The organism is Streptomyces sp. NPDC046881, from assembly GCF_040645015.1.
GTDB lineage: Bacteria > Actinomycetota > Actinomycetes > Streptomycetales > Streptomycetaceae > Streptomyces.
This window is the reverse complement of record NZ_JBEYXJ010000116.1, coordinates 1-25,535: the sequence shown is the minus strand read 5'-3', so window position 1 is coordinate 25,535 and position 25,535 is coordinate 1. Positions and strand designations below refer to the sequence as shown.

Below are 25,535 nucleotides of genomic sequence, written 5' to 3'. Positions count from 1 at the left end.
AGTACGTCTGCGATCTCGGCCACCTTCATGCCCCCCACGTCGAGCAGGGCGCGGCGGTCTGGGCGTAGCCGTTGCGCTGCACATCCAGGTAGAGGCGGTCCGCGCGGTCCTGTTTGCGGGCCGCGGTGGTGAGCCGGTCGGGGTGCCGGGAGGCGGCCAGCTCGGCGACGTCGTGGGCGAACCGTCGCACCTCGTCGAAGTCGTGGCGGCCGTCCAGCGGTACGACGAGGTGCAGGCCGCGCGAGCCGGTGGTCATGGGTGCCGCGGGCAGGCCCAGCTCGTCCAGCAGCTCACGCATCCAGTGGGCCGCGTCCCGGACGGCGGCGAAGTCGTCGCCGGCGGGATCGAGGTCGAAGACCAGCCGGTCGGGGTGGTCGGGGCCGCCGGCCCGGTCGGTGCGGGAGAGCCAGCGGTGCAGGGTGACGCAGGCCTGGTCGGCGAGGTAGAGGAGGGTGGCGGTGTCGTCGCAGACGATGTGTGTGACCGTGCCGCCTTCCTTGGCGACCTGGACGCGGGTGATCCAGTCCGGGTAGTGCTCGGGGGTGTTCTTCTGCCAGAACCGTGGGCCGTCGAGGCCGTCCGGGCAGCGTTCCAGCGTGAGCGGGCGGCCCCGCAGGTGCGGCAGCAGGTACGGCGCGACGGACCGGTAGTAGTCGGCGAGGTCGCCCTTGGTGTGTTCCTTCGCGCCCCCGCGGCCGGGGAAGAGCACCTTCCCCGGCCGCTGGATCTGGACCGTGCGGCGGCCCGCCCGGAGGGTCCGGGCGTCGCCGCGGCTCATCGTACGACCGCCTCCTCGACCAGCATCCGGGCCGCCGCCGCGATGCCCGTGGCGTCGATGCCGGCCGCGTGCAGCTGCTCGTCGGGGGCGGCCGAGCCCGGCATGGTGCGCACCGCGAGCCGGACCAGGCGGGGCACCGGCCGGCCGTCGCCGAACGCCTCGGCGACGGCGTCCCCGATGCCGCCCTCGGGGTGGTGGTCCTCCACCGTGAGCAGGCAGCCGGTCTCCTCGGCCGCCCGGTGCAGGGTCTCGGCGTCGACGGGCTTGACGGAGTACAGGTCGATCACCCGTACCCGGATGCCGTCGGCGGCGAGCCGGTCGGCGGCGGCCAGCGCCTCGGGCACGGTCGTCCCGGCGGCGACGACGGTGAGCCGGTCGTCCTCGCCGGAGCGCAGCGTCTTGCTGCCGCCGACGGGGAACTCCTCGTCGGGGCCGTAGATCACCGGGGTCTTGCCGCGGGAGGTGCGCAGATAGCGGATGCCGTCGAGGCCGGCCATGGTGGCGACGAGCCGGGCGGTCTGGTTGGCGTCGCACGGGTACAGCACCGTGGAGCCGTACACGGACCGGAACATCGCCAGGTCCTCCAGGCCCATCTGGGAGGGTCCGTCCTGTCCGATGGCGACTCCGGCGTGCGAGCCGACCAGGTTGAGCCCGGAGCCGCTGATGGACGCCATGCGCACGAAGTCGTGGGCGCGGGAGAGGAAGGCGGCGAAGGTGGAGGCGTACGGCACCCAGCCGCGGGCGGCGATGCCGACGGCGGTGGCGACGAGCTGCTGCTCGGCGATGTAGCACTCGAAGAACCGGTCGGGGTGCTCCTTGGCGAATTCCTCGGTGCGGGTGGAGTCGCCGACCTCGCCGTCCAGGGCGACGACGTCGCCGCGGGCGGCGCCGAGGGCGGCGAGGGCCTTGCCGAAGGCGTCCCGTGTGGCGACCTCGTCGCCCTGGTCGTAGCGGGGCAGCTGGACGGCCTCGGTGGTCAGTGAGCGCAGTGCGGCGGCGGCCTGCGGCTCGGACACGCGGACGTGCAGGTCGCGGGGGCCGCCGAGTTCGGCGATGGCGTCCTCGGCTTCGGGCAGCGGCTTGCCGTGCAGGCCCTCGCGGTCCTCGACGGCGGCGACGCCCCGGCCCTTCAGGGTGCGGGCGAGGATCACGGTGGGCTGCCCGGTGGTGGACAGCGCCTCGCCGTAGGCGCGGTCGATCGCGTCGACGTCGTGGCCGTCGATCTCGATGGTGTGCCAGTCGAAGGCCTGGAAGCGGCGGGCGTAGGCGTTCAGGTCGTGGCCGTGCCGGGTGGGGCCGCGCTGGCCGAGCCGGTTGACGTCCACGATGGCGACGAGGTTGTCGAGGTTCTCGTAGCCGGCGTGTTCGGCGGCCTCCCAGATCGATCCCTCGGCGAGTTCGCTGTCGCCGCACAGCACCCACACCCGGTAGCCGGTGCGGTCCAGCCGTTTCCCGGCGAGGGCGATGCCGACGCCGACGGGCAGGCCCTGGCCGAGGGAGCCGGTGGCGGTCTCCACCCAGGGCAGGCGGCGGGGTGTCGGGTGGCCCTCCAGCCGGCTGCCGATCTTGCGGAAGGTGACCAGCTCGCCGTCCTCGATCGCGCCGGCCGCCTTGTACGCGGCGTACAGCAGTGGTGAGGCGTGTCCCTTGGACAGGACGAAGCGGTCGTTCGCGGGGTGTTCGGGGCGCTCGAAGTCGTAGCGCAGGTGATTGGCGAGCAGGACGGCCAGCAGGTCGGCGGCGGACATCGAGGACGTGGGGTGCCCGGATCCCGCGGCGGCGGACGCCCGCACGCTGTCCACGCGCAGCTGCTGGCCCAGTTCGGCGAGTTCGTCGGTGTTCATGTGTCTCCTCGGTCTCCTTGCGCTGGGTCGCGCCGGGCGGCGCTCAGTCGGGTGGGTTCGGGCGGTCCGCGGGATCGCCCGGTCCGGCGGGCTCGGGGGTGTCGGTGCGCTTGACGGGGCCGGGAGCCGGATGGTCCTCCCCGCCCCCGGTCCGCTCCGCGCCGGGCTGGTTCCTGGCGGGCTCGCCGCCGGGCTGGTTCCTGGCGGGCTCCCCGCCGGGCTGGTTTCTGGCCGGTTCCCCGCCGGGCTGGTTCCGTGCGGGCTCGGCGGGCCGGTTGTTCTGCTGTGTCATGGTGTCGTCTCCTGCCTGGGCGGACGGTCGGTCCGGTCCGCCCGGTACCCGCGCCAGTTCGGGTGAAGCCGTGTCCAGCGGCACCGACCAGGACCGTACGAGGCCCAACTGGACTCCCTGGCGCGGGAGTACGGCGTCCAGCAGCCAGTCGGCGGCGACCCGGATGCGGTTGCCGGGCAGCGCGGCCAGGTGGTAGCCACGGGTGACCGCGCCCGCCACCGGGCCGGACAGCGGGATGCCGAACGGGTTGGCGGCGGCCCGGGCACCGCCCAGGTCGACGGCGAAACCCAGGTCCCGGTGGCGGTACGGGCGCCGGCGCCGGCCCAGGCCGAGTGAGCCGGCCACGTTCTCGCCGGCCACCCGGCCCTGCCGCCAGGCGTGCTGCGCCGTCATCGGCGTGAACTCCCCCGGACGCTCCAGGTCGGGCACGGCCGCCGCGTCCCCGCAGGCGAACACGTCGGTGCGGCCCGGCAGTTGCAGATGCGGGTCGACGATCAGCCGCCCGCGTTCCAGTGGCTGCCCGACGGCGTCCACCAGCGGATCGGGCCGTACGCCCACGCACCACACCAGGGTCCGCGTGGCGACGAACTCCCCGTCGGTGAGCAGCACCCCGTCCCGGGTGGCCTCCTTCACCGACGTGCCCGTCCGCACGTCGACGCCGCGTGCCCGCAGCACCCGGCCGGCGGTACGGGAGAGCCGCTCGTCCAGCTCCGGCAGCACTCGCGGCGCGGTGTCCAGCAGGATCCAGCGGGGCCGCACGCCCGCGGGCAGCGGCTGCCGGCGGGCCAGCCGGTCGGTGAGCATCTGCAGATGGGCGGCGACCTCGGTGCCGGTGTAGCCGGCGCCGACCACCACGAAGGTGCAGCGGGCGGCGCAGGTCTCGCGGTCGCTCCCGGCGGCCGCCAGCTCCACCTGCCGGGTCACGTGGTCGCGCAGGTACAGCGCCTCCGGCAGCCCGCGGAACCCGTGCGCGTGCTCGGCGACCCCGGGGACCGGCAGCAGCTTGTTGACGCTGCCGACGGCCAGCACCAGCCGGTCGTAGCCGAGGCTGCCGGCTCCGCCCTCGGGGTCGCGGTAGCGGACGGTGCGGCCGTCCAGGTCGATGCCGTCCGCCTCGCCGAGCACCAGGCGCACCCCGCGCAGCGTGCCCGGCAGGGACACGGTGACCCGCCGGGCCTCCAGGACGCCGGCGGCGACCTGCGGCAGCAGCGGCAGGTACAGGAAGTAGTCGGTCGGGTTCAGCAGGACGACGTCGGCGCGGTCGCGGGTCAGCCGGGCCAGAGTGCGGGCAGCCCGGTACCCGGCGAAACCGGCGCCGACGATCAGGACGCGAGGTCGGCTCACGGTGCGCCTCCGGCGGTCTGGCTCCTCCGAGGTCTTCCGCGTAACCGGGGCGGGGGCACCCAAACGCCGGGCGGGTCACCCGTACGCCCCCGCGAGCACCCGGACGCCGTCCCCGCCGCCCGCGCCGTACCGGCGTTTCGCCCGGTGGGGCCCGGTTACCCGGGCCGGGAACGGATCAGCAGGCTTCGCCCGCGGAGGTTTGCCCATGCCCGAGTACGGCTATTTCCTGGCGAGCGAGGAGCACGACCCCGCTGCCCTCGTCGAGCAGGCCCGGATGGCCGAGCAGGCCGGTTTCCAGGCGCTGTGGATCTCCGACCACTACCACCCGTGGAACGACGCGCAGGGACAGAGCGCGTTCGTGTGGTCGGTGATCGGCGCGCTGTCGGAGGCGGTGTCGCTGCCCATCGAGACCGCGGTGACCTGCCCGACCGTGCGGATGCACCCGGCGGTGGTGGCGCAGGCCGCGGCGACCAGCGCGGTGATGACCGAGGGCCGCTTCCGGCTGGGCGTCGGCACCGGCGAGGCGCTGAACGAGCACATCCTGGGCGACCGCTGGCCTCCGACGCAGGTGCGCCTGGAGATGCTGGAGGAGGCGATCCAGGTGATGCGCCGGCTGTTCACCGGTGAGGAGGTCACCCACCACGGCACCCACTACACGGTGGAGAACGCCCGCCTCTACACGGTGCCCGACGAGCCCGTCCCGATCGACATCTCCGGCTTCGGCCCGAAGGCGACCGCGCTGGCCGCCCGGGTGGCCGACGGCTACATCACGATGATGCCGGAGGAGGAGATGGTCACCCGGTTCCGCAAGGGCGGCGGCGGGGCCAAGCTGGTCAGCGGCGGCACGAAGGTCTGCTACGGCACCGACCGCGACGCGTGCGTCCGTACGGTGCACAGGCTCTGGTTCAACGAGCTGCTGCCCGGCGAGATGGGCCAGGTGCTGCCCTCGCCGCGGCACTTCGAGCAGTTGCAGGAGCTGGTCACCGAGGACATGGTGCGGGACAAGACGGTGTGCGGGGACGACGTGGACGAGCACGTCTCGGCCCTGCGGGCGTTCGCCGACGCCGGTTTCGACCGGGTGTACGTCAATCAGATCGGGCCGGACCAGCGCGGGTTCTTCGACTTCTACCGGACGAAGGTGCTGCCGCAGCTCACCGGGTGAGCGGGACCGTCCGGAGGGCGTGGGCACGTGGGCAAGGGGCGGGGCGCATGCCCCGCCCCTTCGGTTTTTCGCCGCCCCTTCGGTGTCAGGCCCTGTGGTGCGGGCCGTCGGGGTCCACGGGGGGCTCGGGCGGTGTGTGCGGCATCGGCGGGTACGGCATGCCGAGGCCGCTCGGCGGGGCGCCCGGCGGGCTGCCGCCGAGCACGCGGTGCGGGGTGTGCTGGCCGTGGTCGGAGTGGGCGGCGCCCCGCAGGGCGTACGCCACCACGCCCAGGAGCGCCCCGGTGATCAGTGCCGCGGCCCAGCCGGGCAGCCCGATCGCCAGGGCCAGACCGACGGCGAGGGCCACGGCGCCGCCCGCGTACAGGGCGGCGGCGCCCGACGCGGCGTACAGCATGGCGGTGCGGCGCCGCTTGCGCGACTGCTCGCGCAGTTCGTCGCGTACCGTCTCGCGTGCCACCTGAGCCAGTTCTTCGACGAGGTGCTTGTCCAGGTGTTCCAGGTGATCGAAGCGGTCCATACCCTGCGGGTACCCGGTGGGCACAGCGGGTAACGCCCAGGGGCCTGCGCGTCGGCGGCGGCGCCAACTAGGCTCGGCCGCATGGAGATTCTGGGCGCCTCGCTGCGTATCTGCGTCGATGACCTCGAAGCCGCCGTCCCCTTCTACGAGCGGCTGGCGGGCCGCGACGCGCTGCGCTTCCGGCGCGGCGAGGTCGAGGTCGCCGCGATCGGTTCCTTCCTGCTGATGAGCGGCCCGGAGTCGGAGCTGGAGATCCTGCGCAAGGTGGCCGCGACGATCGCCGTGCAGGACGTGGACGAGGCCCACCGGCTGCTGACCGAGCTGGGTGCCCGGATCGTCGCCGGGCCGGTGCCGACGCCGGCCGGCCGGAACCTGCTGGCGGTGCATCCGGACGGTGCGGTCTTCGAGTACGCGGATCAGCGGGGCTGAGCCGTGCCCCCGCGCATCTCCACGGTGAGGGCCCAGCGCTCGTGGTCGCGCCAGGCTCCGTCGACGTAGATCATGTCCGGGGAGAAGCCCTCCAGGCGGAAGCCGGCGCCGCGGGCGAGGGCGATGGAGGCGGCGTTGCCGGGCTGGACGTTGATCTCCAGCCGGTGCAGGCCCAGCGGCCCGAACGCGTAGGCGATCACCAGCTCCATGCCTTCGCGCATCAGGCCCCGCCCGGCCGCGTGCGCGAAGGCGCCGTAGCCGAGGGCACCGGACTGGAAGCCGCCCCGCACGATGTTGTTGATGTTGATGAAGCCGGCGATGGCCCCGCTGTCCTTCTCGCACACCAGGAACCCGGCCCGGTCAGGGTCCTCGACGAGCCGGCCGGCGTAGTCGGCGTACGCCTCGTCGCTGTCCGGTGGGAACAGCCACGGCCGGTGCAGGTCCTTGCTCTCCCGGGCCCGGGCGGTGAACTCGGGGCCGTCCTCGGGGGTGAAGGGGCGGAGGACGACGCGGGGGCCTTCGGCGAGGTGGCGGGACGGAGGGTGCGGCATGCGGCCAGCCTACGGGCTCAGCGCAGCGCCGGCTCGTCCAGCGTCAACGTGCCCGTGTCGGCGTCGAGTTCGGCCGATGCCCCGAACGGGATGGTGAGCGCACCCGCGCAGTGGCCGAAGCCGAGGTTCTCCGCCACCGGCACCCCGAGTCCGCCGAGCCGGTCGGCGAGCAGCGGCCGCAGACGGTCGTCGTCGGCGCACTCCTCCCAGGATCCGAGCAGCACCCCGCGTACCCCCTCCAGCCAGCCGGAGCGCAGCAGTTGGGTGAGGTAACGGTCCAGCCGGTACGTCTCCTCGCCCACGTCCTCCAGGCAGAGCAGTCCGCCGCCCGCCGAGGGCCGGGCGTGCGGGGTGCCGAGGTCCGCGGCGAGCAGGCAGAGGCAGCCGCCGAGGGTGACGCCCCGGGCCCGGCCGGGCACCAGGGCGGTGCCGCCGGAGGCGATGGTGCGGACCGTCTCGGGTGTGAAGAGCGTGGCCCGCAGGTGCTCCTGGGCGCGGGCGTTCTTGATGAAGTCGATGCCGGCCGCCATCGGCCCGTACAGCGTGACCAGGCCCAGGCGGGTGGCGATGGCCTCGTGGAGCACGGTGAGGTCGCTGAACCCGACGAAGACCTTCGGCCCGGCCGCGCGCAGCGCGTCCCAGTCGAGCAGGTCGATCATGCGCTGCACGCCGTAGCCGCCGCGGGCGCACAGCACGGCGTCGACGGCGGGGTCGCACCAGGCGTTCTGGAAGTCGGCGGCGCGGTCGGCGTCCGTGCCGGCGAGGTAGTCGAACTCGGGGTGGCGGTCCAGGACGTGGGGGGCGGCCACCGGGTCGAGGTCCCAGCCGCGCAGCACGTCGAGGCCGGCCTGGAGCCGCTCCTCGGGCACCGGTCCGCTGGGGGCGACGACGGCGACGCGCGCGCCGGGGCCCAGCCGGTGCGGCCGTACGAGTTGCTTCACGGGGTCAGCTCCACCTTCGGTGGCCGCGGTGTCGGATCCAGCCCGAACACCTGGGCGTACAGGGACAGTTCGGCCTCCATGGCGCGGATCATGGTATCGGCCCGGCGGAATCCGTGCCCCTCGCCCTCGAAGGTGAGGTAGGCGTGCGGTACGCCCCGGCCGGCGATCCGGGCGAGGAAGCGTTCGCACTGGGCGGGCGGGCAGATGACGTCGTCCAGGCCCTGGAGCAGCAGGAAGGGCGCGCTCAGCCGGTCGGCGTGCGTGGTCGGGGAGCGTTCGGCGTACCGGGCGGGCACCTCGGCGAGGGGGCCGATCAGCGATTCCAGGTAGCGGGACTCGAAGTCGTGGGTCTCGCCGGGGCCCCAGGTGGCGAGGTCGAGCACCGGGTAGACGATGGTGCCGCAGGCGTAGACGTCGGTGGTGGTCAGGGAGGCGGCGGCGGTCCAGCCGCCCGCGCTGCCGCCCCGGATCGCCAGCCGGGCGGGGTCGGCGGTGCCCTCGTCGGCGAGGGCGCGGGCCACGGCCGCGCAGTCCTCGACGTCGACCACGCCCCACTGCTCGCGCAGCCGCTCCCGGTAGGCGCGGCCGTATCCGGTGGAGCCGCCGTAGTTCACTTCGGCGACCCCGATGCCGCGGGAGGTGAAGTAGGCGATCGCCAGGTCCAGGACGAGCGGCACGCGGCTGGTGGGCCCGCCGTGCGCCCAGACGACGTACGGGGGCAGTTCGCCGTCGGGCGCGGTCCGTGCGGGGTGGTGCGGCGGGTAGACGTGGGCGTGCACCTCGCGGCCGTCGGGGCCGGTGAAGGTGCGGATCCGGGGCTCCGGGTAGTGGGCCGGGTCCACGGGGTCCCGGTGCCGGGCGCCGATCACGCGGGCGCGGCCGGTGGCGGTGTCCAGTTCGACCACTTCGTACGCGGCACGCGGGCTGGCGGCGACGGTGACGACGCGGTGGCCGTGGGTGGCGAGGGTGGCACTGTATTCCGTCCACGGTCCGGCGGCGTCGACCAGCTCACCGGATTCTGTATCCAATATCCCGAGTACGGTCGACCCGCGACCGTGTACGACCGCCAGGAGACCGTCGTCCAGCGGCGCGAACCAGCGCAGCCCCAGCTGCCACAGCGGCCCGCCGAATTCCTCCTCGCGCGGGCAGAGCGGGACGCCGTCGCGGTAGAGGTTCCACCAGCCGCTGCGGTCGCTCGTATACAGGATGCTGCCGTCCGCCGACCATTCGACCTGCGCGACCGCTTCATCCGGTCCACCGGCGACTGTATGCACGTCGTCCAGCCGGCCGTCCTCCCCCACCGCGGCGACCAGCAGCTCCGTCCCGTCCCACGGCATCCGCGGATGGTCCCACGCCAGCCATGCCGCCCGTCGGCCGTCCGGTGACAGCCGGGCGCCGGTGACGAACCGGTGCCGGGGTTCGGCCAGGGCGCGGACGGCTCCGCGGTCGCCGGCGGCCGAGCCGTCCAGCGGTACGGCGGCCAGGAGACGCCGTACGTCGTCGGGGCCGTCCCCGGTGTACTCCTCCAGCACGCACCACACCTCGCCGCGGGCGAGGTCGACCCGGGGCTCCGCCCAGCGCAGGCCGCCGCCCGGCGGGGAGAGGGGGGTGAGCGGGACGGGCTCGTCGCCGGGCTCGTACCGGTACAGCCGCTGGTCGGCGAAGTGCACGAAAACGATCAGCGGCCGGCCGTCCCGCACGGTCCCGGTCCAGGGCCGGCCGCCGTACTCGATGACCCGGCTGCGCACGTTCCACGGCGCCGGCAGCACGGACTCCTCGCGGCCGTCGGTGCGCCGTCTGACCAGGGCGCGGCGACCGCCCTCGGCCGGCCGGGGCTCGGTCCACCAGATCTCGTCGCCGACGAAGTCCACCCACTCCGGCCGTCCGTCGTGTGCGGCGGCGAGCGCCGCGTCGATGGGCGACGGCCACGATCCGTACGGTTCTGTGAGCACCTGCTCCCCCACCGTCTAGGCCGTCCGCAGGAAGCGGTCCAGGACGCGGACCCCGAAGTGCAGCGCCGTCACGGGCACCCGTTCGTCCACGCCATGGAACAGCGCCTGGTAGTCGAGGCCTGCGGGCAGCTTCAGCGGGGAGAAGCCGTATCCGGTGATGCCGAGCCGGGAGAACTGCTTGGCGTCGGTGCCGCCCGACATGCAGTACGGCACCACGTGCCCGTCGGGTGCGAACTCCTCCACCGCGGCCCGCATCTTCGCGAACAGCGGCGCGTCCAGCGGTGCCTCCAGGGCGACTTCGCGGTGCGCGAACTCCCACCGGACGTCCGGGCCCGTCAGTTCGTCCAGCGTGGCGGTGAACTCCTCCTCGCTGCCGGCCAGATAGCGTCCGTCGACGTAGGCGACGGCCTCGCCGGGGATGACGTTGAGTTTGTAACCGGCGTCCAGCATGGTCGGGTTGGCACTGTTGCGGACGGTCGCCTCGACCAGTCTGGCCGCGGGGCCCAGTTTCTCCAGCAGCCGGTCGGCCTCCCGGAGGTCGGCGTCGATGCCGTAGAGCGCGGCGAGTTCGGTGAGGGCGGCCCGTACGGTCGGGGTGAGCCGGAGCGGCCACTCGTGTTCGCCGATGCGGGTGACGGCGGCGGCGAGCCGGGTCACCGCGTTCTCCGTGTTCACCTTGGAGCCGTGTCCGGCGCGGCCGCGCGCGGTGAGCTTCAGCCAGCCGGTGCCCCGCTCCCCCGCGGCGATGGGGTAGATCTCCCGGCCGGAGCCGTCGTGGAAGGTGAAGGCGCCGGACTCGCCGATGCCCTCGGTGCAGCCCTCGAAGAGTTCGGGGTGCCGGTCGGCGAGGAACCCGGAGCCGTCCTCGGCGCTGGCCTCCTCGTCGGCGGTGAACGCGAGGACGAGGTCGCGGCGGGGCCGGACGCCCTGCCGGGCCCAGGACCGGACCACCGCGAGGATCATCGCGTCCATGTTCTTCATGTCGACGGCGCCGCGCCCCCACACCACGCCGTCGCGGACCTCGCCGGAGAAGGGGTGGACACGCCAGTCGGCGGCCTCGGCGGGGACGACGTCGAGGTGGCCGTGGAGCAGCAGCGCGTCGGCGGAGGGGTCGGTGCCCTCGATCCGGGCCACCACGTTGGTGCGGCCCGGGGTGCGTTCCAGCAGCAGGGGTTCCAGGCCGGCCCCGGCCAGCCGTTCGGCGGCGTACTCGGCGGCGGGCCGTTCCCGGCAGTCGCCGCTGCCCCGGTTGGTGGTGTCGATGCGGATCAGGCCGGAGGTGAACTCCACGACCTCGTCCAGGGACAGCTCGTCGGCCCGCTGGTCAGCCATACTGCTCCTCCACGGCGGCAGAGGCGATCGTGGTGACCGCCTTGAACGTCCTGATCCCCTCGTACATCGTGGCGCTGGTGTAGGCCACCTTGCGTTCCGCGATCCGTGCCACGCCGGGGACGACGGTGGCGGCCATCGCGAGGTGTTCGGCGTCGAACTCGACGGCGACCGTGAACGGCCCGGCGTGCACGGGTGGGTGACGAACCGCCAGCCGGGCCGCCTCCTTGGCCGCCGCGCGGATGTCGGCCGCGGTCCTGGCCGGGGTGCGGCACACGGCCGCGTACCGGGACACGTGGTCCTTGACGGCGACCTTCGGTGCCTCGGGTGCGTAGCCGAGGGCGTCCTCGCAGGCGGTGTCGTCGCCGGTGACGAGGACGACGGGGACGCCGTACTCGGCGACGACGTGCGCGTTGAGCAGACCCTCGCTGGCGCGGACGTCGTTCAGCCACACCCCGGTGATCTGGTTGGCGAGGTAGGTGTGGGCGAGGACGCCCTCCATGCCGGCGCCCGCGTGGTAGCCGACGAACGCGATGCCGTCGACGTCCCCGTGCTGGACGCCCTCCACCATGGACAGCGCCTTGTGCCGGCCGGTGAGCATCTCCACCCGCTCGTCCAGCCGCTCCAGCAGCAGGTTGCGCATGGTCCAGTGGGCCTCGTTGACCAGCACCTGGTCGGCGCCGCCGTCGAAGAAGCCCTCCACGGCGGCGTTCACGTCCGAGGTGAACATCGACCGGCACCGTTCCCACTGGGGCGTCCCCGGCAGCACGTCGGCGGGCCAGGTGACGCCGGTGGCACCCTCCATGTCGGCACTGATGAGGATCTTCATGTTGCGTCACGTTACGCGCCGGGGGGCGGCCAGGCTACGACCCCGCCGGGGGAAGCGGTGCCGGGTCCCGGTCAGGCCCGGGCGAGGACGAACCAGTGGGCCGGCAGGTCGATGCGGGTGCCGTCCGTGAGGTGCTCGGTCTGCGGCACGGTCGTCTCGCCGTCGGCCAGGACGGTGAGGCCGGCCTCGGTGAGCAGGCGCGGGATCTCCTCGTCGGAGGCGTCGGCGGGCTTGAGCCCGTGGTGGAAGACGCGCTGGAGCTTGGGGCCCGGGCCGCCCGGCTCGGATGCGGCGCGTTTGAGGACCTCACGGGAGCCGGAGGTGAGTTCGACGACGAAGGCGCGTCCCTCGCTGCCGATCAGCTCGGCGACGGCGGCGGCCACCGCGGGGCGGGCGGGCGGTTCGCTCTGGTGGATGACGGCCCGCATGTAGACGTGGGTGTCGCCGAGGTGCTGGTGCAGGGCGCGTACGGCGTCGGTGTCGGTGAGGTCGAGCTGCCGGAACTCGACGGGGTCGCCGTTCGCGGCGCGGCGGGCGTGTTCGACGGCGGCGTGGGAGAGGTCGACGCCGACGGCGCGGGCGAACCGGGTGGCCAGGTAGCGGGTCTGGGTGCCGTTGCCGCAGCCAAGGTCCACGATCGTACGGTCGGGGTCGGCGTGCGGCAGGAGCAGTTCGCTGTGCGGTGCGGCGCTCAGCGAGGGGTCGGAGTCCCATATCGCCTCGCCCCGGGCGTCGGAGGTTTGGCTCCAGTAACTCTCCCACGCGGTGCGGTACTTGTCCGAGACGTTCATGCGATCTCCCCACGGTCGGTGTGCGTGATCGGGATATCGCGCCGACCGGCCCCGGGGCAAGGGCCGGGCGGTCACCTTCACGAGACGGGGATGGTCTGTTCGAACCAGACGGTCTTGCGGTGCCCGGTGGCGCTGGCGCCCCACTCCCGGGCCAGCCGGCTGACCACGCGCAGGCCGCGGCCGGACTCGTCGTGGGGTCCGGCGTTCAGCATGGCGGGCAGGGTGGGTTCGTCGTCGGTGACCTCGAACAGCAGGGCGTCGGTGCGGACCACCCGCAGGCCGACCCGGTCGCCCTCGGCGTGCCGGACGGCGTTGGTGACGACCTCGCTGACCAGCAGTTCGGCGGTCTCCACGGCCTGCGGCAGACCCCAGTCGAGGAGCTGCCCGCGGACCAGGCGGCGGGCCCGGGCCACCTCGCGCGGGTCGGTGTCGAGCTGCCAGTCGGCGACGTGGTCGTTGGGGATGCCGTTGAGGCGGGCCATGAGCAGGGCGACGTCGTCCTTGCGGCCGCCGCGGGTGTTGAGGGCGCGGATGATGGTGTCGCAGGCGTCGTCCATGGAGGCCGCGGGGTGGGCGGCGGACTCGCAGAGCGCGGCGAGGCCCTCGCCGATGTCGGAGCCGCGCACCTCGACCAGTCCGTCGGTGCACAGCACCAGCCGGTCGCCGGGCCGGACCTTGACCCGGGCGGTCTCGAAGGGGACGCCGCCGACGCCGACGGGTGCGCCGGTGGGCAGGTCGAGGAGTTCGCTGCTGCCGTCCTCGGCGCGGACCAGCACGGGCGGGATGTGGCCCGCGTTGGCGAGGGTCAGCTCGCCGCGGATGGGGTCGTAGACGGCGTACAGGCAGGTGGCGAGGTAGGTGTCGCCGAGCCTGCGGGCCAGGTCGTCGAGGTTGCGCAGCAGTTGGACGGGCGGGGTCTCCATGGCGGCCATGGTCTGTACGGCGGTGCGCAACTGGCCCATCATGGCGGCCGAGTTGAGGCCGTGGCCCATGACGTCGCCGACGACGAGGGCGGTGCGGGAGCCGGACAGTTTGATGGTGTCGAACCAATCGCCGCCGATCCGGCCGAGCCGGGTGCCGGGCAGGTAGCGGGTGGCGATGTCGCAGCCGGCCATCCGTGGCTGGACCTGAGGCAGCATGCTGTCCTGGAGGGTGTCGGCGACGTTCTCCTGGTAGGTGTACATGCGGGCGTTGTCGAGGACGAGGCCCGCGCGGGCGGCGAGTTCGGCGCCGGTGGTGCGGTCCATGTCGTCGAACTGCGGCCGGTCGGGGCGGCGCATCAGCACCATGAAGCCGAGGACGACGTTGCGCGCCTTGAGGGGGACGATCAGCAGGGACCGGCCGGTGATCAGCGGCCGGAGGTCGCGTTTCTCGAACTCGCCGGAGATGCGTTCGCTCAGTTCCTCGGTGACCCGGGGGACGAGCACCGGTTCGCCGGTGCTCATGCACTGGTAGAACGGGGTGTGCTCGGGGAAGGCGAAGGCCTCGCCGACGGGCACGGTGTCGTCCCAGCGGCCCGGTTCGTCGTTGTGCTCGACCCAGACGCGGAACATCATGGTGGTGGCGTCCGGCGGTCCGTCCGGGAAGCCCTCGCCGGCCAGCACGGCGGCCCGCAGGTGGGTGCCGGCGAAGTCGGCGAAGCGGGGCACGGCGGCGCTGGTGACCTCACGGATCGTCTCGCCGAGGTCGAGGGAGGTGCCGATGCCGGAGCTGACCTCGTTGAGGAACTCCAGGCGCTCGCGGGCGGCGGCGTACTCCAGGTCCTGTTCGGCGCCGGCCGGGACCGGGACCGGGGTTCGCTGCTGCGGTACGACGGCTTCGGTGCGGGTGCGGCCGGGGCGGCGGGGCACGCCCCAGTACGGGGTCACGGGCACCCGGTCGTACTGGCTGAACTCCAGGACGGGGTAGCCGAGTTCGAGGACCTGGGAGATGATGCGGGCGCTCAGTCCGGGGCCCATGTTGGGCAGGATGTCGGGCAGTCGCCGTTCGAGTTCCTCGGAGGCGGGCAGCTCGGTGTGGCGGGCGAAGCCGGGTGAGATGCGTTCGGCGGTCTCGTCGTCGTAGCCGCGTTCGTCGCGCAGCCGGGTGGCGTCGGCGGCGAGCACGAGCAGCCGGGAGGGGCCGGGGCCGACCAGCGGGTAGGCCCACCACAGCACGTCGAGCCGGTCCTCGCCGCCGGGCGCCTGCGCGGGTGGGGCGAGGCGGGCGCGGCCGGCGGTGGCGTACCCGTTCTGTCCGCCGAGGGAGGTCTCCAGGTCGGGGCCGGGTCCGTCGTGGAGCGGGTGGGTGGCCGGTGGCGCGCTGTCGTCGAGGTCGTCGGGGAGGGCGCCGGAGACCGGCAGCAGGTCCGCCGCGGGACGTCCGACGGCGTCCTCCCGGCGCACGCCGAACAGGCGTCGTGCGCCGCTGCTCCAGTGGGACACCGTCCCGGCGCGGTCGACGACGATCACCGCCAGCGGAATCCGGCCCGCCGCGATGTCGCCGGCGCCGCGCCCGGGAGCTGCGTCCCGCTCGCTGCCACGGTCCATGGCCCAGGCCCTCTCTCCCCACGGCTGTCCGCAAACGATCTGTGCCGCCCGCCACTACGGTACGGGGACGGTCGGTTGCGATGTGTGCCAATCCTGGAATTGGTTTCACCGGTTCGCTCCGGCGCGCCGGCAGGCGCCCCGGCTCAGTCCTCGTGGCCGAGCTGGAGATCCCGTTCGGTACGGCCACCGCCCGCGACCTGCAGCACTGTGGCGACCGGCGGGTAACCTGCGGCGATGACGGTGTACTCGCCGGAGGAGAGGTCGACGAACCGGAACGTTCCGTCGGATCCGGTGGTGAGGGTGTCGACGACGTTGCCGGCGGCGTCGAGCAGGGTCACCCGGGCGTCCTCCACGGGCCGTCCGCCGCCGGCCCGGACGGTGCCCTTCAGTACGGCGCCGCCCGCGAGTTCGATGTCCTGCCGGGTCTCGCGGGCGGCCTGCACGGTGACCGGGAGCGCGGCGGGCCGGAAGGCGGGGGCGCTGCCGGCGAGGGTGTACTCGCCGGCGACGAGTTCGGTGATGACGTAGCCGCCCTCGCGTCCGCTGCGGGTGGTGGCGACGACCTCGCCGTGCACGTTGGTGAGGGTGACGGTGGCGTCCCGGACGGGGGTGCCGTCGGCGGTGAGCACGCTGCCGGCGAGGCGGCCGGCGCCGCCGAGGACGACGTCGAGTTCGACGGGGCGTTCGCCGACGGTGACGGAGACGGCCTGCGGCTGGTGTCCGCCGGCGGCGGCGATCAGCACGTACGCCCCGGAGCCGGGCGTGCCGAGCGCGTACCGCCCGTCCTCGCCGCTGGCGCCCCGCCCGATCTGCTGCCCGGCGACGTCGATGAGGGTGAGGGCGGCGCGGGGCACCACGGTGCCGTCGGGGTGCTGCACCGTGCCGCAGACGGGGACCCCGGCGGCGTACGGGGACCGGGCCTGGGGGATCGGGGCGGTCATGGTCTGCGGCTCCGTTTCGGCGGTGTTGTGGGACACCAGGGGTTTCTCCTTGAGGAAGAAGGCGATGAGCAGGCCGAGGACGAGCACCGGGACGAGGTAGAGGAAGATCCGGGGCATCGCGTCGGCGTAGGCGCGGATGTAGGCGTCGCGCAGGGCCGGGGGCAGCGCGTGGACGAGCTGCGGGGTGAGCGAGTCGGCGTCGGGCAGGCCGGTGCCCGCGTGCGGGGGCAGTTCCCGGTGCAGCGAGGTGGTGAGCCGGTCGGCCAGGAGGGTGCCGAAGACGGCGGCGCCGACGCTGCCGCCGATCTGCCGGAAGTAGTTGTTGGCGCTGGTGGCGCTGCCGAGGTCGGCGGGGCGCACGGAGTTCTGCACGGCGAGCACGAGGACGGGCATGACCAGGCCGATGCCGGTGCCGAGGACGGCCATCCAGATGCTGTAGTGCAGCCGGGGTGTGTCGGTCTGCAGCCGGGACAGCAGCCACATGCCGGCGGCGGCGACCGCGCCGCCGAGCACGGGGAGGATCTTGTAGCGGCCGGTGTGGCTGATGAGCTGTCCGCCGATGACCGAGGCGCCGACGATCCCGGCCATCATGGGCAGCATCAGCAGCCCGGACTCGGTGGCGCTGGCCCCGTCGACCATCTGCAGGAAGGTCGGCAGGTAGCTGGCGGCGCCGAACAGGGCGACGCCGATCACCAGGCCGACGAGGCCGCTGACGGTGAAGACGGAGTCGCGGAACAGCCGGAGCGGGATGAGGGGTTCGGCGGCGTGGTGCTCGGCGACGAGGAAGAGGGCGGTGGCGGCGAGGGCGCCGGCGCCGAGGCCGAGGATCTGCCGGGAGTTCCAGGCGTACTCGGTGCCGCCCCAGCTGGTGAGCAGGACCAGGCAGGTGGAGGCGGCGGCGAGCAGCAGGGTGCCGAGGACGTCGAGCCGGGCGCGCACGCGGGGTTTGGGCAGGCGCAGGACGGCGGCGACGACGGCGAGGGTGACCAGGCCGAAGGGGACGTTGACGTAGAAGCACCAGCGCCAGGAGAGGTGGTCGGTGAAGTAGCCGCCGAGCAGGGGTCCGGCGACGGAGGCGAGGCCGAAGACGGCGCCGATCAGGCCCATGTACCGGCCGCGTCGCCGGGGCGGCACGATGTCGGCGATGATCGCCTGCACGCCGGTCATGAGTCCGCCGGCGCCGATGCCCTGGACCGCGCGGAAGGCGATGAGCTGGTCCATGGTCCCGGCCCGGCCGGCGAGGGCGGAGCCGAGGACGAAGACGGCGATGGCGAACTGGAAGACGCCCTTGCGGCCGAGCAGGTCGCCGAGTTTGCCGTAGACGGGCAGGCCGACGGTGGAGGTGAGCAGGTAGGCGGTGATCGCCCAGGACATCCGCTCCAGGCCGTGCAGTTCGCCGACGATCTTCGGCAGGGCGGTGGCGACGATCATCTGGTCGAGGGCGGCCAGCAGCAGCGCCAGCATCAGCCCGGTGAAGACCAGCCGCACCCGGCGGGGGCTCGGTTCGGCGGCCCGGGCGGGCGCCGGGGCGGGCGGGCCGGGTGGCGCGGCGACCGTTTCCGTCCGCTCCAGAGTGATCCCGCTCATGTAGCGCTCCCCTCGTCACACCTGCCACAGAATTGCCGCGCGATGCGACAACTCCGAGCAAGTGCGACGAGTTACGGCGCCGACCCGGTCGAGATGTGATTGCACTCGAACCGGTGAAGGGGCCAAGACCCCTTCGGTCTTTCGGACTTACTTCTCGACCTCGGCGGCGAGGTTGGCGAGCAGGGCGTCGTAGATCCGGCCGAGACCCTTGGGCGCGAAGGTCTTCTCGAAGAAGCCGCCGATGCCGCCGGCGCCCTGCCAGGTGGTGGTGACGACGACGCGGGAGGCGCCCTCGCCGGCGGGGGTGACGCGCCAGGTGGTGACCATGGAGGAGTTGCGGTCCTTCTCGACCAGCTCGCCGTCGGTGGGCTCGGTGACCTCCAGCAGGCAGTCGCGCACCCGCTTGCTGGTGGCCTGGAGCTTCCAGTGCACGAGGGTGCCCTCGCCGTCGCCGCCCTCGCGCACCTCGTACTCGCTGAAGTGCTCGGGCAGCAGCTTCTGCCGGGTGCCGCGGTAGTCGGCGAGGGCGTCGAACACCTTCTCCGCATCCGCCGCGACGACCCGCTCCGTAGTGGCCTCGACCTGCGCCATTGCGTTCCTCCACGACCTGGTTCCTCGGGGTTGGGGCAAGCCAACCACCCCGGCGCCCGGCCGCCCAAATCGGGGTTCGCACGATCATGGGAACAGATGTTCTATTCTGGGGGCCGGCGCGACCGAGGAGGCGTCCATGCGCTGGGAGAACCTCACAGACGACGGCGAACACGGCCGGGCCGCCGACGCGGCCCTGTTCGGCGCGGACGCCGTGATCACCCGTACGTTCGACACGCCCGAGTTCCGTGGCATCACCTTCCACGAGGTGCGGGCGCGCTCGGTGCTCAACCGGGTGCCGGGTGCCTCGCGCATGCCGTTCGAGTGGACGGTCAACCCCTACCGGGGGTGCACGCACGCGTGCGTCTACTGCTTCGCCCGCAGGACGCACAGCTATCTGGACCTGGACACGGGCACCGGCTTCGACACCCAGATCGTGGTCAAGGTCAACGCCCCCGAGGTGCTGCGCCGCCAGCTGGCCTCCCGCCGCTGGCAGGGCGACCACGTGGCGATGGGCACGAACGTCGACTGCTACCAGCGCGCCGAGGGCCGCTACCGGCTGATGCCGGGCATCATCTCCGCGCTCACCGACCACGCGAACCCGTTCTCGGTCCTCACCAAGGGCACCCTGATCCTGCGCGACCTGGACCTGCTGGTCCGGGCGGCCGAGGTGACGGAGGTCGGCGTCTCGGTCTCCGTCGGCTTCCTGGACGGCGAGCTGTGGCGCACGGTGGAGCCGGGCACGCCCGCGCCCGAGCGCCGGCTGGACGTCGTGCGCACCTTCGCGGAGCACGGGATCGGCTGCGGGGTGCTGATGGCGCCGGTCATCCCGTTCCTGAGCGACCACCCGGCCCAACTGCGGGCGACGGTACGGGCGATCGCGGCGGCCGGGGCCACCTCCGTCACCCCCCTGGCGCTGCACCTGCGCCCGGGCGCCCGGGAGTGGTTCATGGCCTGGCTCGGGCAGCACCATCCGCATCTGGTGCGGCGGTACGAGCGGCTGTACGCGGAGGGCGCCTACGCGCCCAGGTGGTACCAGCGCCGGATCACCCGTCAGGTGCACGAGCTGGCCGAGGAGTACGGCATCGGGCCCACGCGCGCGGGACTGGCCCGCCGGATCCGCCCGGCCGAGCCGCCGCGGACCCCGGCCGAACCGGAGCCGGTCCAGCTCAGCCTCATGTGAGCACGTCCGGGGCGTTAGGGGGCATCCCACGGCCCAATTGGGTCAACTACGGCCCCGACGCGTTCTTCAGGGGTCCGATTCCGGGACGATCCGGCGAGAACCGTGAGCCTCGCGGTTCGCCGAAACCTCCGTCCCGGGAGGACCCGAATGAGAACACGCGCAGCCCTGCTGTGCGCGGCCGCGGCCGCCGCCGTCCTGGCGGGCTCGGTCACCGCCGTTCCCGCGCAGGCCGCCCGGCCGGCCGGGCTCAGCTGGAAGAAGTGCGGCACCCGCGCCTATCCCCGGCTCCAGTGCGCCTCGCTGAAGGTGCCGCTGGACCACGCGAGACCGTCGGGCCGGCAGATCACGCTCGCCCTGTCCCGCGTCCCGCACACCGCCCGGGCCTCCCAGGGCCCGCTGCTGGTCAACCCCGGTGGTCCCGGCGGCAGCGGCCTGACGCTCGCCGGGCTGGTCGCCTCGGCGCTGCCGAAGAGCGTCGCCGCCCGGTACGACGTCATCGGCTTCGACCCGCGCGGGGTCGGCCGGAGCCGGCCGGCCCTGGACTGCGTGCCCGGCCACTTCACACCGGTGCGGCCCGACCCGGTGCCGGTCACGCCCGCGCTGGAGCGGGCCAACCTCGACCGCGCGCGGACCTTCGCCGCGGCCTGCGGCCGCAAGTACGCCGACCTCCTGCCGTACCTGGACACCGTCAGCGCCGCCCGGGACCTGGACGCCGTCCGCCGGGCCCTCGGCGCACCGCGGATCAGCTACTTCGGCTACTCCTACGGCACCTATCTGGGCGCGGTCTACGCGAAGCTGTTCCCCCAGCGCGTCCGCCGCCTGGTGCTGGACTCGATCGTCGACCCGACCGGCGTCTGGTACCGGAACAACCTCGGCCAGGACTACGCCTTCGACGACCGCCACCGCGCGCTGATGGCCTGGATCGCCCGGTACGACACGACGTACGGGCTCGGCCGGGACCCCGGCAGGATCGAGGCCCGCTGGTACGCGATGCGGGCGGCGCTGGCGAAGAAGCCGGCCGGGGGCAGGGTCGGCGCCGCCGAGCTGGAGGACACCTTCCTCTCCGGCGCCTACTTCGACGGCTACTGGCCGTACCTCGCCGAGGCGTTCGCGGCCTACGTCCACCGCAAGGACACCGGGCCGCTGGTGAAGGCGTACCGGGACATCGCCGCCGTGGGCGCCGACGGCGACAACGGCTACAGCGTCTACACGGCCGTGCAGTGCCGTGATGCGGCCTGGCCGCGCGACTGGAACCGGTGGCGCGCGGACGGCTGGGACGTGTACGCGAAGGCGCCCCTGATGGCCTGGAACAACGCCTGGTACAACGCGCCCTGCGCGTTCTGGCCGACCGGCCCGCGCCGGCAGGTGGACATCGCCAACCGGGCGCTGCCGCCGGCCCTGCTGTTCCAGGCGACCGACGACGCGGCGACCCCGTACTCCGGCGGTGTCGCGGTCCACCGGCTGCTGGCCCGTTCCAGCCTGGTGGTCGAGGAGGGCGGCGGCAACCACGGCGTCACGCTGAGCGGCAACGCGTGCCTGGACAAGCACCTGGCCGCGTACCTGGACCGCGGTACGGTGCCGCGGGGCACCGGACCGGCGGACGCGGTCTGCGCCAAGTCCCCCGGCCCGAAGCCGCTGAAGGGCGCGCCGGCGCGGGCGGCGTCCCGCGGCTCGGCCCTGCACGGCCTGCTGGGCTTCCGCCGCTAGGGTCTTTCTTCCGGATCAGGCCGGCCCCGAGCGACCGCGCCACCTGGCCGACACCGGCACGATCCGGAAGAGAGGCCCTAAGCGCCCCGGCGGGCCGGGTCCGGGCCGCCGCCCCGGGCGACCGCCCGGCTCGCCGGGGGCGTTGTCGGTGGCATGGTCCACCATGAACGCTGAGCGAACCGACCCGCACCCCGCGCCCGCCGGGGCGCTGCTGGGGTCCTCAAGGGCGACGTCCCGGCCCGGCGTTTCCACGGGCGCGCCGGGTTTCGGTCCGATGGCGCCGAGGAGCTCTTCGAGGCGGACGGCGTGTCCGGGCCCGAGGTGCGGTACGGGCGCGCGCCGGCGGGCTGACCGGGCGTCAGCTGGGCTGCTGCTGCGGGAGCCGGGCCAGCGCGTGCACCGCCGCCTCGGCGAGCGCGGGGTGCGCGAGGGCCTCGCTCAGGACGCGCCGGGCGCGGGGGTCGCCGAGGGCGCCCAGGCCCTCCACGCAGGCCAGGGCCACCCGCCGGTAGGGGTCGTGCGGGCGCAGCCGCCGCTCCAGGGTGGTGATCAGCGCGGGTACGGACTCGGGGGCGCGCAGGGCGGCCAGGAGCCGTACCGGGTGCAGGGCGTAGGCCACGCGGAGTTCGTTGGTGGCGAGGGCGGCGGCGGCGCGGGCGGTGCGTGGGTCGCCGAGCCGGGCGAGGGCGTGCGCGGCGGAGGCGCAGCGGGGCGGGTCGCGGTGGTTGAGCAGCAGCACCAGGGACTCGAAGGCGCGCCGGTCGCCGGCGCCGCCGAGGCGGAACGCGGCCAGTTCGCGGGCCCACAGCGGCTGGCCGGGCGCGGTGAGCACCTCCGCCAGGGTGTCCAGGTCCTCGGTGGCCAGCAGGCTCTCGAACGCCGCCGAGCCGCCGGACTCCTGCCGTAAGCGTTCCGTGAGCGAGCGCAACTCTTCGTCCACGAGGTCCAGCGTAGGCGGGTCGCGGGCGGTGAGGGAGGTACATCACAAAGTCGGTTTCCGCCCGGGGACTGGCGTGCTCGTTACCCGCCGGTTAAGCTCATTCGAGCGAGTAACCCTCTCGCATCTTCGCTGGCGACGGTTTGGTGACGCGGCCGTCGCGAGCGTGTCTGTCGGTTCGGTACACCGTGTGTACCGCAGTACGACCCGGCTTCGGGACAGAGCCGGTCGGTCGTTCCGCCACTGCCGGGCGTGTGCACGCCCGCGGCACCGGCGGCCCCGGGCGTGTGCGCTCGCAGCCCGGCAACACCCGCACTCTCCTCGCACCGCGGTGCGCCCTCGGGCGCACCCGGCGCGCTCCTCGTCGTCACCCTCATTCCTGGAGTCCCGCGATGGCCACTCCCCTGTCCCCCCAGTCCGGCACTTCCCTGTCCCCGCTCAGGACGATCGCCGTCGTCGGCCTCGGCACCATGGGCACCGGTATCACCGAGGTCCTCGCACGGGCCGGCCGCGAGGTGATCGGCATCGACATCAGCGAGGCCCAGGCCGCCAAGGCGCTCGCGGCCCTGGAGGCCGCCACCGCCCGTGCCGTGGAACGCGGCCGGCTCACCGAGGAGGAGCGCGCCGGGGCACTGGCCCGGGTGCGCACCACCACCGACCTCGCCGCGGCGGCCGACGCCGACCTCGTCATCGAGGTGGCCCCGGAGTCGTACGAGATCAAGCAGCAGATCCTCCGCGAGCTGGACGGTGTCGTCCGCCCGGAGACGATCCTGGCGACCGGCACCAACGCGCTGTCCGTGACCCGGCTGGCCGCCGGCTCGGCCCGTCCCGAGCGCGTGCTCGGGCTGCACTTCTTCAACCCCGCGCCGGCCATGAAGCTGGTCGAGGTGGTCTCCTCGGTGCTGACCGCGCCGCAGGCCGTCGCCGCGGTCACCGACCTCGCGATCGAGCTGGGCAAGGAGCCGGTCGCGGTCGGCGACCGCCCCGGGTTCGTCGCCGACGGGCTGCTGTTCGGGTACCTCAACCAGGCCGCCGCGATGTACGAGGCCCGGTACGCCTCCCGCGAGGACATCGACGCCGCCATGCGGCTCGGCTGCGGCCTGCCGATGGGCCCGCTGGCCCTGCTGGACCTGATCGGCATCGACACCGCGCGGACGGTCCTGGAGGCCATGTACGCCGAGTCCCGGGACCGGCTGCACGCGCCCGCCCCGATCCTCAAGCAGCTGAGCGAGGCGGGCCTGACCGGCCGCAAGACCGGGCGCGGCTTCTACACGTACGAGGCCCCGGGCAGCGGCACGGTGGTGCCGGACGCGCTGACCCCGGCGGCGGACGGCTCGCTCGGCGCGGGCCGCGAGGTCCGCTCGGTGGGTGTCGCCGGTTCCGGCACCATGGCCTCCGGTATCGCCGAGGTGTTCGCCAAGGCCGGCTACCAGGTCGTGCTGGCCGCCCGCAGCGAGGAGAAGGCCCAGGCGGCCAGGGCCCGGATCGGCAAGTCGCTGGCCCGGTCCGTGGACAAGGGCCGGCTGACCGCCGAGGCCGCCGCCGAGATCCTGGAGCGGATCGTCCCGGCGGGCTCCTACGAGGCGTTCGCCGAGGTGGACCTCGCCGTGGAGGCGGTCGCGGAGGACCTGGAGGTCAAGCGGCAGCTGTTCGCCGCGCTGGACAAGGTGTGCAAGCCGGGCGCGGTCCTGGCCACCACCACCTCGTCGCTGCCTGTCGTCGCCTGCGCCCGTGCCACCTCGCGCCCGCAGGACGTGATCGGCATGCACTTCTTCAACCCGGCGCCCGCGATGAAGCTGGTCGAGGTGGTCCGCACCGTGCTGACCGCCGACGACGTGCACGCCACGGTGCGCGAGGTCTGCGGCCGGATCCGCAAGCACGCGGTGGACTGCGGCGACCGGGCCGGTTTCATCGTGAACGCGCTGCTGTTCCCGTACCTCAACAACGCGATCAAGATGGTGCAGGAGCACTACGCGTCCCTGGACGACATCGACGCGGCGATGAAGCTCGGCGGCGGTTACCCGATGGGCCCGTTCGAGCTGCTGGACGTGGTCGGCCTGGACGTGTCGCTGGCCATCGAGAAGGTGCTGCACCGCGAGTTCCGCGACCCGGGCCTGGCTCCGGCGCCGCTGCTGGAGCACCTGGTGGCCGCCGGCTGCCTCGGCCGCAAGACCGGGCGCGGCTTCCGTGAGTATGCCCGCCGCTGACGGCGCCGGCGACTGGTTCCGGACGGAGACGGACTGGGGCGGGCTGCTCGATCCGGGAGCCTCCGTCCCGCCCGCCCGGGCCGGTGCTCCCCCGCCCCCCGCGGGCGGGGGAGAGCCCGGATCCGCGCACCGAGCTGCGCGGATGCAGTACGTTCGGGTCATGTCCCAGCCCGCCAAGTCCTCCCGTACACCAGCTACGCCCGACGCGCCGGAAAGTGCCGCAGGCAGTCGCGCGGCCGCCCAGCGGCTCAAGATGCGCCGAGAACTGGCGGCAGCAGCCATGGAGCTGTTCGCGACCAAGGGGTACGAGGCCACCACCGTCGACGAGATCGCCGCCGCCGCCGGGGTCGCCCGGCGCACCTTCTTCCGCCACTTCCGCTCCAAGGAAGAGGCGATCTTCCCGGACCACGACGACACGCTGGTCCGCGCGGAGGCGGTCCTCAACGCCGCCCCCGCGCACGAGCACCCGCTCGACACCGTGTGCCGCGGCATCAAGGAAGTCATGAAGATGTACGCGGCGCGGCCGGAGATCTCGGTCGCCCGCTACAAGCTCACCCGCGAGGTGCCGACCCTGCGCGAGGCCGAGATCGCCTCGGTGGCCCGCTACGAGCGCCTGTTCACCCGCTATCTGCTCGGCCACTTCGACGAGCACGCGCACGCCGACGACGCCAACGACGACCCGCTGCTGGCCGAGGTGGCCGCCTCGGCCGTGGTCACCGCCCACAACCACGTGCTGCGGCGCTGGCTGCGGGCGGGCGGCCAGGGGGACGTGGAGGCCCAGCTGGACCACGCCTTCGCGATCGTGCGCAAGACCTTCGGCACCGGCATCGGGGCCGGCCGCGAGAGCGCTCCGCGCACCCCGCCGGCCACCGCCGCCGCCCACGGGGAGGTCCTGGTGACGGTGGCCAGGACCGACGCGCCGCTCGACGAGGTGATGCGCACCATCGAGCAGGCGCTGAAGGAACGGTCCTGACCGGACGGAGCGGGAGAAACGGGCTGGGGGGGGCCCTGGGTGGCGGCCCCCTCCCGGTTGCTGTTGCCCCCCAGTGGTTGATTATAGCGGCGTTTTGGGGGTTATATTTATAGGGTGTTGAG

The 25,535-nt window shown here is 73.6% G+C and carries 19 protein-coding genes and 2 pseudogenes; 7 read left to right on the top strand and 14 right to left on the bottom strand.

The annotated features are described in order from the left end of the window. Window positions 1-46 precede the first annotated feature (46 nt). The 3 genes and pseudogenes from ligD to ABZ923_RS34930 all read right to left on the bottom strand — a co-directional run. Window positions 47-778, bottom strand: a pseudogene (gene ligD, locus ABZ923_RS34940) (non-homologous end-joining DNA ligase); the annotation flags it as partial. Continuing rightward, the gene (locus tag ABZ923_RS34935; RefSeq protein WP_361480236.1) at window positions 775-2,622 is read right to left on the bottom strand and encodes a transketolase; all 1,848 of its coding nucleotides are present in this window, start codon (window positions 2,620-2,622) and stop codon (window positions 775-777) included. The gene ABZ923_RS34935 and the pseudogene ligD, both read right to left, overlap by 4 nt. A 43-nt stretch (window positions 2,623-2,665) precedes the next feature. After that, a complete protein-coding gene (locus tag ABZ923_RS34930; RefSeq protein WP_361480233.1) occupies window positions 2,666-4,258 on the bottom strand; it encodes an FAD-dependent oxidoreductase in 1,593 nt (530 codons plus the stop codon). A gap of 205 nt (window positions 4,259-4,463) precedes the next feature. Between ABZ923_RS34930 and ABZ923_RS34925 the strand changes: the two genes are divergently transcribed. Beyond that, window positions 4,464-5,420, top strand: coding sequence for an LLM class F420-dependent oxidoreductase (locus ABZ923_RS34925; RefSeq protein ID WP_361480230.1), 957 nt, complete (start codon window positions 4,464-4,466; stop codon window positions 5,418-5,420). Between the two features lie 85 nt (window positions 5,421-5,505). Here the strand turns inward: ABZ923_RS34925 and ABZ923_RS34920 are convergent, their stop codons facing one another. Continuing rightward, window positions 5,506-5,940 (bottom strand): phage holin family protein, encoded by a 435-nt coding sequence (locus ABZ923_RS34920; protein ID WP_361480227.1) that lies wholly within the window; start codon window positions 5,938-5,940, stop codon window positions 5,506-5,508. An 81-nt stretch (window positions 5,941-6,021) separates the two neighbouring features. Here ABZ923_RS34920 and ABZ923_RS34915 point away from each other — a divergent pair, with 81 nt between their 5' ends. Continuing rightward, window positions 6,022-6,369 (top strand): VOC family protein, encoded by a 348-nt coding sequence (locus ABZ923_RS34915; protein ID WP_361480224.1) that lies wholly within the window; start codon window positions 6,022-6,024, stop codon window positions 6,367-6,369. On the opposite strand, the gene ABZ923_RS34910 is transcribed toward ABZ923_RS34915, so the two are convergent. The 9 genes from ABZ923_RS34910 to ABZ923_RS34870 form a co-directional block, all read right to left on the bottom strand. Next, complete coding sequence (locus tag ABZ923_RS34910; RefSeq protein ID WP_361480221.1) at window positions 6,357-6,920, bottom strand: GNAT family protein; 564 nt, start codon at window positions 6,918-6,920, stop codon at window positions 6,357-6,359. The two genes, ABZ923_RS34915 and ABZ923_RS34910, sit on opposite strands and share 13 nt — an antisense overlap. Window positions 6,921-6,937: 17 nt before the next feature. After that, the gene (locus ABZ923_RS34905; RefSeq protein ID WP_361480218.1) at window positions 6,938-7,861 is read right to left on the bottom strand and encodes an LD-carboxypeptidase; all 924 of its coding nucleotides are present in this window, start codon (window positions 7,859-7,861) and stop codon (window positions 6,938-6,940) included. Then, window positions 7,858-9,825 (bottom strand): prolyl oligopeptidase family serine peptidase, encoded by a 1,968-nt coding sequence (locus ABZ923_RS34900; protein ID WP_361480215.1) that lies wholly within the window; start codon window positions 9,823-9,825, stop codon window positions 7,858-7,860. Before ABZ923_RS34900 ends, ABZ923_RS34905 begins: the two co-directional genes overlap by 4 nt. A gap of 3 nt (window positions 9,826-9,828) precedes the next feature. Beyond that, the gene (locus ABZ923_RS34895; protein WP_361480212.1) at window positions 9,829-11,145 is read right to left on the bottom strand and encodes a M20/M25/M40 family metallo-hydrolase; all 1,317 of its coding nucleotides are present in this window, start codon (window positions 11,143-11,145) and stop codon (window positions 9,829-9,831) included. After that, window positions 11,138-11,971, bottom strand: a complete 834-nt coding sequence (locus tag ABZ923_RS34890; protein ID WP_361480209.1) for a M55 family metallopeptidase — start codon at window positions 11,969-11,971, stop codon at window positions 11,138-11,140. Before ABZ923_RS34890 ends, ABZ923_RS34895 begins: the two co-directional genes overlap by 8 nt. Window positions 11,972-12,042: 71 nt before the next feature. Next, the gene (locus ABZ923_RS34885; RefSeq protein ID WP_361480206.1) at window positions 12,043-12,762 is read right to left on the bottom strand and encodes a class I SAM-dependent methyltransferase; all 720 of its coding nucleotides are present in this window, start codon (window positions 12,760-12,762) and stop codon (window positions 12,043-12,045) included. 77 nt (window positions 12,763-12,839) lie between these two features. Then, on the bottom strand, window positions 12,840-15,290 hold the full coding sequence (locus ABZ923_RS34880; RefSeq protein WP_361480203.1) for a SpoIIE family protein phosphatase: 2,451 nt from the start codon (window positions 15,288-15,290) through the stop codon (window positions 12,840-12,842). Between the two features lie 143 nt (window positions 15,291-15,433). Beyond that, window positions 15,434-17,818, bottom strand: coding sequence for an MFS transporter (locus ABZ923_RS34875; protein WP_361480200.1), 2,385 nt, complete (start codon window positions 17,816-17,818; stop codon window positions 15,434-15,436). Window positions 17,819-17,965: 147 nt separating this feature from the next. After that, entirely contained in the window at window positions 17,966-18,409 is a 444-nt protein-coding gene (locus ABZ923_RS34870) for an SRPBCC family protein (RefSeq protein WP_361480198.1), read from the bottom strand. 136 nt (window positions 18,410-18,545) lie between these two features. Here ABZ923_RS34870 and ABZ923_RS34865 point away from each other — a divergent pair, with 136 nt between their 5' ends. The 3 genes and pseudogenes from ABZ923_RS34865 to ABZ923_RS34855 all read left to right on the top strand — a co-directional run. Then, complete coding sequence (locus ABZ923_RS34865) at window positions 18,546-19,589, top strand: Rv2578c family radical SAM protein (protein WP_361480195.1); 1,044 nt, start codon at window positions 18,546-18,548, stop codon at window positions 19,587-19,589. Window positions 19,590-19,736: 147 nt separating this feature from the next. Beyond that, on the top strand, window positions 19,737-21,296 hold the full coding sequence (locus ABZ923_RS34860; protein WP_361480192.1) for an alpha/beta hydrolase: 1,560 nt from the start codon (window positions 19,737-19,739) through the stop codon (window positions 21,294-21,296). Window positions 21,297-21,512: 216 nt separating this feature from the next. Next, window positions 21,513-21,647: pseudogene (locus ABZ923_RS34855) on the top strand (GNAT family N-acetyltransferase); the annotation flags it as partial. Between the two features lie 7 nt (window positions 21,648-21,654). On the opposite strand, the gene ABZ923_RS34850 reads toward ABZ923_RS34855, so the two are convergent. Then, window positions 21,655-22,236, bottom strand: coding sequence for an adenylosuccinate lyase (locus tag ABZ923_RS34850; protein WP_361480189.1), 582 nt, complete (start codon window positions 22,234-22,236; stop codon window positions 21,655-21,657). Window positions 22,237-22,625: 389 nt separating this feature from the next. Here ABZ923_RS34850 and ABZ923_RS34845 point away from each other — a divergent pair, with 389 nt between their 5' ends. Then, on the top strand, window positions 22,626-24,440 hold the full coding sequence (locus ABZ923_RS34845) for a 3-hydroxybutyryl-CoA dehydrogenase (RefSeq protein ID WP_361480186.1): 1,815 nt from the start codon (window positions 22,626-22,628) through the stop codon (window positions 24,438-24,440). Between the two features lie 160 nt (window positions 24,441-24,600). Further along, on the top strand, window positions 24,601-25,413 hold the full coding sequence (locus ABZ923_RS34840; RefSeq protein WP_361480182.1) for a TetR family transcriptional regulator: 813 nt from the start codon (window positions 24,601-24,603) through the stop codon (window positions 25,411-25,413). Window positions 25,414-25,535: the final 122 nt, after the last annotated feature.